This is a genomic window from Oceanobacter sp. 5_MG-2023, from assembly GCF_030548165.1.
GTDB lineage: Bacteria > Pseudomonadota > Gammaproteobacteria > Pseudomonadales > Oceanobacteraceae > Oceanobacter.
This window is the reverse complement of the sequence record NZ_JAUORS010000022.1, coordinates 52522-59734: the sequence shown is the minus strand read 5'-3', so window position 1 is coordinate 59734 and position 7213 is coordinate 52522. Positions and strand designations below refer to the sequence as shown.

The following is a 7213-nucleotide window of genomic DNA, read 5'->3' as shown; positions in this document are numbered from 1 at the left end:
ATGGAGCGGGAAACGAGATTCGAACTCGCGACCCCGACCTTGGCAAGGTCGTGCTCTACCAACTGAGCTATTCCCGCCTGTACCACTACTTGATCTACTAAAATGCACATCAAGAATATGGCATCCCCAAGGGGATTCGAACCCCTGTTGCCGCCGTGAAAGGGCAGTGTCCTAGGCCTCTAGACGATGGGGACGTCTCTGAAGTGGTGCGCATTTTACTTACCTTATTTTTTAATGCAAGCCCTTATCGAAAACAATTAGGCGCGACAGGTAGCTGCCAAGCTCATTGATGAGCCATAGAAACATACTTACACCACATCTACGCGGAGTTATAATGCCTTGACAATAACGGCGAGAAGCTTTGGTTGATGTTACTGGTATTTTTCAACATAATTGCAGGCAACAACGCTCTGAGTAACATACAACTCATCATACTCACCTTGAACACACTAGCAGAGCCCTTCTGAACACGTTGCCACTACCTACCGAAGCCTGCATCAACTCTGCATCGGAAGATGCTGAGCAGGCAGCCTTCAGGAAAGGAGTCTCTCCCCAGCCCTGACAGGAGTAAATTTGGAAGTCATTTCATGCCTTAAAGAACGGCTACAAACAAAACTGGCACGCTTCAACCGACTCAGTATGTCAATACAAACCATGGAAATTCTGAATTACAGTTCGACTGCTCTACCAAACACCAATCCTTCTATATACCATAGAAATATTTTAGCTTTAATGCAGTGAATTAAATGGAAATTGCCAAGCAGAAAGAAACCATTCTTTATGTAAGTTTTTCGAAAAGAGGTCAATATTACGCCAATGATGCCTCGGCTCGATATCGCTGCATCTATCAAGCTATGAAAAACTCGGCCAATGGCATTAAAAGTGACATAATTCATATGTCAGAAATAAAAAAAATCTCTCTGAAAAATTATTCAAAGATAATATTCCATCGCCCAAGAATATCAAGAAAACTGATTAAAGTTATAAAAAATATTTACAATCTTGGTATTACGGCAGAAGCTGATTTTGATGATCTATTATTTAGACCAGACTTGGCCTACTCCTCTCCAATGGTTCTCTGCAACAAAGAAAGCTTGGCGTCAGCAAAAAAGAATGCGCGGCGCTCCAAAGCTGCATTACTGTTATTCCATCGTTGCCACATGTCAACTACAGAGCTCATCAAGGCAGCAAAAGAAATTCATCCACAATGCCTCTACTATTTCACACCAAACCAGATACCATCTTTCGAAAAACCGGTTCAAAACAATTCTATCAAAGACAGATTCAACAACAAAATAATTCGATATTTTCCAGGAACGGCTAACCACACCAGTAACTTCAAAGCAATAGAATCTGCTTTAGAAAACTGGATTAAAAAAAATTCAGATACAAAACTGCATATCATCGGAGATATTGAAATATCCCCAACATTAGAAAATCTAGGCCGAGTATCTACAACTAAAAAACTACCTTATAACGAGCTAAGCCAGTATATTGACAGCAGCTGGATAACCATTGCTCCATTATTAAAAAACCCGTTTAACAACTGCAAAAGTGCCTTGAAATTCTGGGAGAGCGCAGCCCTTGGAGTACCAGTCGTAGCCTCCCAAAATCCAGATTTCGACAGATATTTTTGCGATGGATTAAAACTATTCAACAGTCAGGACGAATTTGAATTGGCACTAAAGACCCTCAGCAACAAAAAACAATATCACCAAGCATCTCTGAGCGCATTACAGGCCTCTGAAAATGCGTATTTCTATTGTCCTGATGATATAGTCAAAAAATTTGACAGCGACACCTCTATTCGCAGCTTCAACAAGTTAAACACCAGAAAAGAAAACCACCATCGCTATAAAAAACAACAAAAAAAATTCAAAAAACTTATTCGATCACCAAAACAGTTTTTCAAAGATTCAACTCTGAATCCGTTCAGAAGTTCCAGAAGAAAATCCGCAACTTGAGCTGTCAGAATAAGCTGATATTAAACCCAAACAAAGAGAAGAAAAACAACTGTAACAGTGGCGGCCTGATTAATGATTTATCGGACAAGCATATTGAAAATACTGCGATCATCTACAACAAAATAACACCTACTTATACCAAAAAATGAAAAACCGGCCATAGCCGGTTTTCTTAAGGTAAATCTGTGATTTTACTAGCAATTGATTTTTAAACTTAAAAAACAATTAAAACACCCACTTATTATCTTCAAAATCACAATTCATCCGCCCCAAACATAAAAATCAGTTCCTTTTACCCTAACCGTAAAACTATCCAGATCAGTATCTTTTGGTACTGGATATTTAAATCCTGACATCATTATATCTGTCATGTTTTTTTCTACGAGATCTGGGCGTTTTATATTTAGATTACACTCTTCTTCTTCGTCATTATAAGCTATCACAAGCACTATGTCGGCCATTGAATCAGAAATCACCCAACCCGCAATATTTTCAGCGGATTTATCAATAGCAAACTGAATATACGAGTAATAATGAGTTTTCTCTGCCAATTCTTTAATCAGAAAAGATATCCCAGTACGAATAGATAAAGAGTGTTTAAACAGATCAAATGATATGGCCTGATTCAAATCATGCTCTTTAAAATATGCCAATCCTTTCTCTCGAGTCGCTGAGCCTGCACCGGATCCTTTTCGACTTTTCTTATCGAAGTGTTCTTTATACGATTTAACAACAAAGTGAGCGACGTAAAGTTTTTTATTATTAATATTTACCGTAAATGGAGATGGTTGATCAATCACATTAGCAGATCGTTCTAACATTGCTGATGAAAAAACTGCACGTTCAATGTTCTCATTATAAAAAGAGCCCGATGTAATAGCACAATGATGTATCCGCATATCACCAATAAGGTCACATTTAACCAGTGTTTTTATATGAGAATTCCGTGGCTCATTAACCCTGGAGCAGCGACTGAACCTTTCAACAACAAGCCCTTGCCCAGGCAGTTTTCGACCAGATGATCCAAATATTCTCCAATTTAATACAAACCCAGCGAAATCATCATTATTTTCCGCTCGTTTTATCCAGTCTTTTAAACCCTTACCAGTTTCATTAACCAAAAACTCATCGGCATCCAGAAACAAAAAGTAATCATAGTCTTTTGAATACTCTTTTATAATTCTGTCATATGCTGGTTTTTGAACACCAATTTCTTGAGAAACACGCGGATGATGGATACGATGTATAATCCCTGCCTGATCCAATGCTTCCAGCAACTCGCTGCTACCATCATCACTGACATTATCAGCAATAAAAAAATCATCTACACCGAGCACATAGCGATGATACGCAATCCACTCCAGTATATATTCTGCTTCATTTTTAAGAATTGAAACTATTGCAACCTTCATCTATCACGCCCCTAGCAAAGATATATCGGTATAATCGAATCGGCAACCATAAAGGGACTTTTCACCAATCAATGAAAGATTATTATTATAAAATTCATCTGTTTTAAGACGGTCTCCCCATTTATTCTGCATAAACTCAACCTCACTGGCAAAACGCTGCTGTTTCTCCGGAGTATCTTCGTATCCCCGACTCAAAGACTCATGATGATACAAAAGTACATGGGGAGTCCAGATATTTCGGTAACCGGAAAAATGCACTTTGACGCAAAAGTCTACATCATTGAAGGCGACAGCAAGATGATCCTCATCAAACCCTTCCACCTCATCAAAAACGGTTTTTTTCACCGCAAGACATGCAGCCGTCACCGCGCTGGTCTGCCGAACGACTGCTAACTGTGCATCTTCACCCGGAGAATCCTGGGGTAGCAGCTTGAATTGATGCCCTGCAACACCTCCTGATCCCAAAAGAATGCCAGCATGCTGAATCAGCCCATTGCTGTACAGTAACTTTCCGCCCACGCAACCCACCCCGGGACGCATGGCATGGGCAACAAGCTCTTCAAGCCAGGCACCGTCAATCACCTCTACATCATTATTCAACAGAACAACAACGTCACCCTGAGCATATCGAACGGCATAATTATTAATCGCAGAATAGTTAAATGGGTGAGGATACTCCAGCAGTCTCACCATTCCTTTTGAATCAAGTTCTTTGAAATACGCAATATCCTTTGGATCATCAGAATTATTATCGACAAGGATTATTTCAAAATTATTATGCGTTGTTTTCTCATATATAGACTCAACTGCACAACGAACCAGATCGCCACCATTTTTTGTTGGCATTATAATAGATACCTTGATATCGGGGCGCCTTTTCCATATCACCCGATATGTATTTGGAACATCACCAGGTTCCACGCTATCAACCAAAGTATTACTGGAAAGTACATCCGATACCGCTTTCAAACCAGACACAGCAGTATAACTTTTCTGATCGGATGCCAAGGCTGTAGAGCCTTCAACCATACGCCAATGATATAAAATAAATGGAATATGAATAACACCTTTCCGATTCCAGTTAATGGCATCAAGACACCGCAAAACAAGATCGTGATCCTGACTCCCTTCAACTCCTTTTCTAAGCCCTCCAACACGACGCACCAAATCCGTTCGAATCACAGACATATGCGACATATAATTTTGAGCCAATATTCGCTCAGGATCAAAACCAGACTTGAAATGGGGATCTATTCGACGCCCCAAAGCGTCTATTTTATCTTCGTCCGAATAAAAAATATCCGCCTCAGGATTCCTGACAATTTCATCTGCGACAACCTCCAGAGCATACGGCGATAATTCATCATCATGATCCATAAATACAATATAATCACCTGTTGCCAATGCTAGTGCATCATTGGTTGCGACAGAGATATGACCATTTTGCTCCCGAAAAACGACTTTGACCCGATTATCTTGGCTTTGAAGGTCAACCATCATTTCCTTCAACTCATCCAAACCAGAGCAATCATCTGCCAAACACAGCTCCAATTTCTGATAGCTCTGCGATAGCACCGATTGCACACATCGACGAAATAATTCCAGGTCCGGTTTATACACCGGAATCACCACAGACAACATTGGCATATCAGTATCTGATGCCAGCGTATTACATTGCTCCAATCGTTTTTGAACGAGTCCACCCTCTACCAGGGCCATCCACTCTGAATACCCGGAAAATTTGAGTTTAAATATTTCATTATATTCTGACATGCCACCCGACAATTTTCTGGATGCCAATTTTTTGTCAATCAAGCGCTTGGCATTAGAAGAGCTTAGCTTCACCATAGAGAAGTGCTCAATATCGAAATTGCACTGACAGCTCATAGGATCAAATCTTACCCGTGAGCCTTTGGGAAAATAGGCAACGCGTTTGACAAGTTTTCCTGTCATGTAAATCAAGTTATAGCTGTTCTCTTCCGAACAACCATCTCCGACATCGTAATAGAATTTCGACTCTTGAGCAGGAATATCTGAGTTAATGCATAATTCTATCATGTACCAACCACTTAAAAGTTTCGGCAAATAGAATTGAGGATCCGATCCAGTAGCTGTGTAATGGCCAACATCTCGCTCTGCCAGATCTCCACCCATCTCCATGGAAAATCTGAAATCTATTTCAAAAAACTTCTTTCTAATTCCTTTCAACATAAAACCAATCCCTTTACAAGGCAAGTGCGACAGCCGCAGACACTGCAATTTGATATATAACCTGACTTATATCCTTGGTCAGCTGCAGAGCCTTAAGCTTGGGCTTGGCAAGAACAAATATTTCATCACCGGGCCGGACTAGTTTTCTATCACCCAAATCAGATGACGCTTGAACAAAGGTACCATTACTTTTCATAATTAAAACATTTAGTCCTGATAATTTACTCATTGCGCCACCAGCCTGATCTACATAATTTTTAACATTCATTTTCGGCTGGTAAGAAACAGCAGTAGGAAACAGAACCTCCCCATGAATCATGACGAGGTTTCTTTTAATTGGCACAACAACTTTATCACCCTGGTCAAGCACAATTTGAGCTGGATCATACCCGTCAAGCAATACAACCTGCCCTTTCGGCTGTATTTTTTTTGCCCGCTCAACCCATTGCAAAACTGTCTCTGCTTCCGCTTTTCTAAGTTCTGCGGTTTCTTTTGTTGCCGATCTGGCGGTCAACACACTTTGCTCAAGAGCAGATAGCGATGCCATCAGCATTTCTTTCTGACGATTGGCCACAGATTTCCGATAAAGCTGAAGGGAATTACGATCAGACAGAGTCGAAAATTCAATTCTATTAATAAGGTCATCCAAGGTACTGCCCCATGGGAGCACCATTTCTGTAGAAGAGTTGTGCTCACCGAGCACCTCAACACTGATACTCTTAGGCCGCAATTGAGATGATATTTTCACGGTTGAACCAGCTTTGACAACCACATCATTTATATCATCAAGAGAATACTGATAGGCATTGATATCCGTCCCACTTGGCTCAAGCAGAGTAACGTGTGTCGCTGACTCGTTTAACGCTACATAATCTATAATTGTTGTTAACAGCTCCCTGTCATCCCTCAATTCAAACTTGCCATTAAACCCGGCTCCACCTTCAACTTCTATATAACCAGAACGAGAGCCAACTAAAATCAAATCTCCGTTCTGAAGTTGAACATCGGGCATTTCCCCTCTTTTCAAAAACCGATACAGGTCTATTCTGGAAACTTCATCCCCCTGACGAATAACCCGTACGTTTCTATAACCACCAAGATCTCTTTTAATCCCGCCTGCGGCGTCAATATATCGTAGAATGCTATCGGCACTTTGCCCTTCATATACACCTGGTTTCTCTACCATTCCGGACACAAATACTTTCACCGTTTGGCTACCCATCAAGGTAACATAGGCATCGACATTAGACTTGAAAACGCGCTTTATCGACTTGAGAACGACCTCGTTAAGTGATTTATTCTCTACTCCCTGAACATTAATAGGACCAACTCTGGGAATAAATATATTTCCTCTCGGGTCAACGATAACTTCCCCTTGAAAGTCAACTCCTCCCCAAATTTGGACTAACAAAGTATCACCCTGGCTCACCTTGTAAACCGGGTTAAGCCCATTAAAAGAAGTCTCACCAAACCCTCCCTCAAATAGCCAATCAGCGTAAAGCGGTGCAGAGGGAGTGGCATCCAATTGCATACTGGATTCAGAATCATCTACCCCTTGGGATACTTCAAGAGCATTAACGACCACCCCGAAAAACAACAGCATTGAAGCCAACAGAAAATTCATCA

The 7213-nt window shown here is 40.8% G+C and carries 4 protein-coding genes and 2 tRNA genes; 1 reads left to right on the top strand and 5 read right to left on the bottom strand.

Annotated elements, in window-relative coordinates; all coding sequences use genetic code 11:
• Position 1: 1 nt before the first annotated feature.
• Both Q4551_RS13690 and Q4551_RS13685 read right to left on the bottom strand, forming a co-directional pair.
• Positions 2 to 77, bottom strand: a tRNA-Gly gene (locus Q4551_RS13690).
• A gap of 41 nt (positions 78 to 118) precedes the next feature.
• A tRNA-Glu gene (locus Q4551_RS13685) sits at positions 119 to 194 on the bottom strand.
• 552 nt (positions 195 to 746) lie between these two features.
• Between Q4551_RS13685 and Q4551_RS13680 the strand changes: the two genes are divergently transcribed.
• Positions 747 to 1964 (top strand): glycosyltransferase, encoded by a 1218-nt coding sequence (locus tag Q4551_RS13680; protein ID WP_303434427.1) that lies wholly within the window; start codon positions 747 to 749, stop codon positions 1962 to 1964.
• 260 nt (positions 1965 to 2224) lie between these two features.
• On the opposite strand, the gene Q4551_RS13675 is transcribed toward Q4551_RS13680, so the two are convergent.
• Genes Q4551_RS13675 through Q4551_RS13665 form a run of 3 tightly spaced genes read right to left on the bottom strand, consistent with a single transcriptional unit; the run spans position 2225 to position 7211 of the window.
• Complete coding sequence (locus Q4551_RS13675; RefSeq protein ID WP_303434426.1) at positions 2225 to 3376, bottom strand: glycosyltransferase family 2 protein; 1152 nt, start codon at positions 3374 to 3376, stop codon at positions 2225 to 2227.
• A gap of 3 nt (positions 3377 to 3379) precedes the next feature.
• Positions 3380 to 5587, bottom strand: a complete 2208-nt coding sequence (locus tag Q4551_RS13670) for a glycosyltransferase family 2 protein (protein WP_303434425.1) — start codon at positions 5585 to 5587, stop codon at positions 3380 to 3382.
• A 13-nt stretch (positions 5588 to 5600) separates the two neighbouring features.
• Positions 5601 to 7211: a polysaccharide biosynthesis/export family protein gene (locus Q4551_RS13665; RefSeq protein WP_303434424.1), complete on the bottom strand. Its 1611-nt coding sequence runs from the start codon at positions 7209 to 7211 to the stop codon at positions 5601 to 5603.
• Between the last annotated feature and the right edge of the window lie 2 nt (positions 7212 to 7213).

Coding starts and splice junctions, on each gene's coding strand:
- Q4551_RS13680 (WP_303434427.1), top strand. CDS start 747: ATGGAAATTGCCAAGCAGAAAGAAACCATTCTTTATGTAAGTTTTTCG.
- Q4551_RS13665 (WP_303434424.1), bottom strand. CDS start 7,211: ATGAATTTTCTGTTGGCTTCAATGCTGTTGTTTTTCGGGGTGGTCGTT.
- Q4551_RS13675 (WP_303434426.1), bottom strand. CDS start 3,376: ATGAAGGTTGCAATAGTTTCAATTCTTAAAAATGAAGCAGAATATATA.
- Q4551_RS13670 (WP_303434425.1), bottom strand. CDS start 5,587: ATGTTGAAAGGAATTAGAAAGAAGTTTTTTGAAATAGATTTCAGATTT.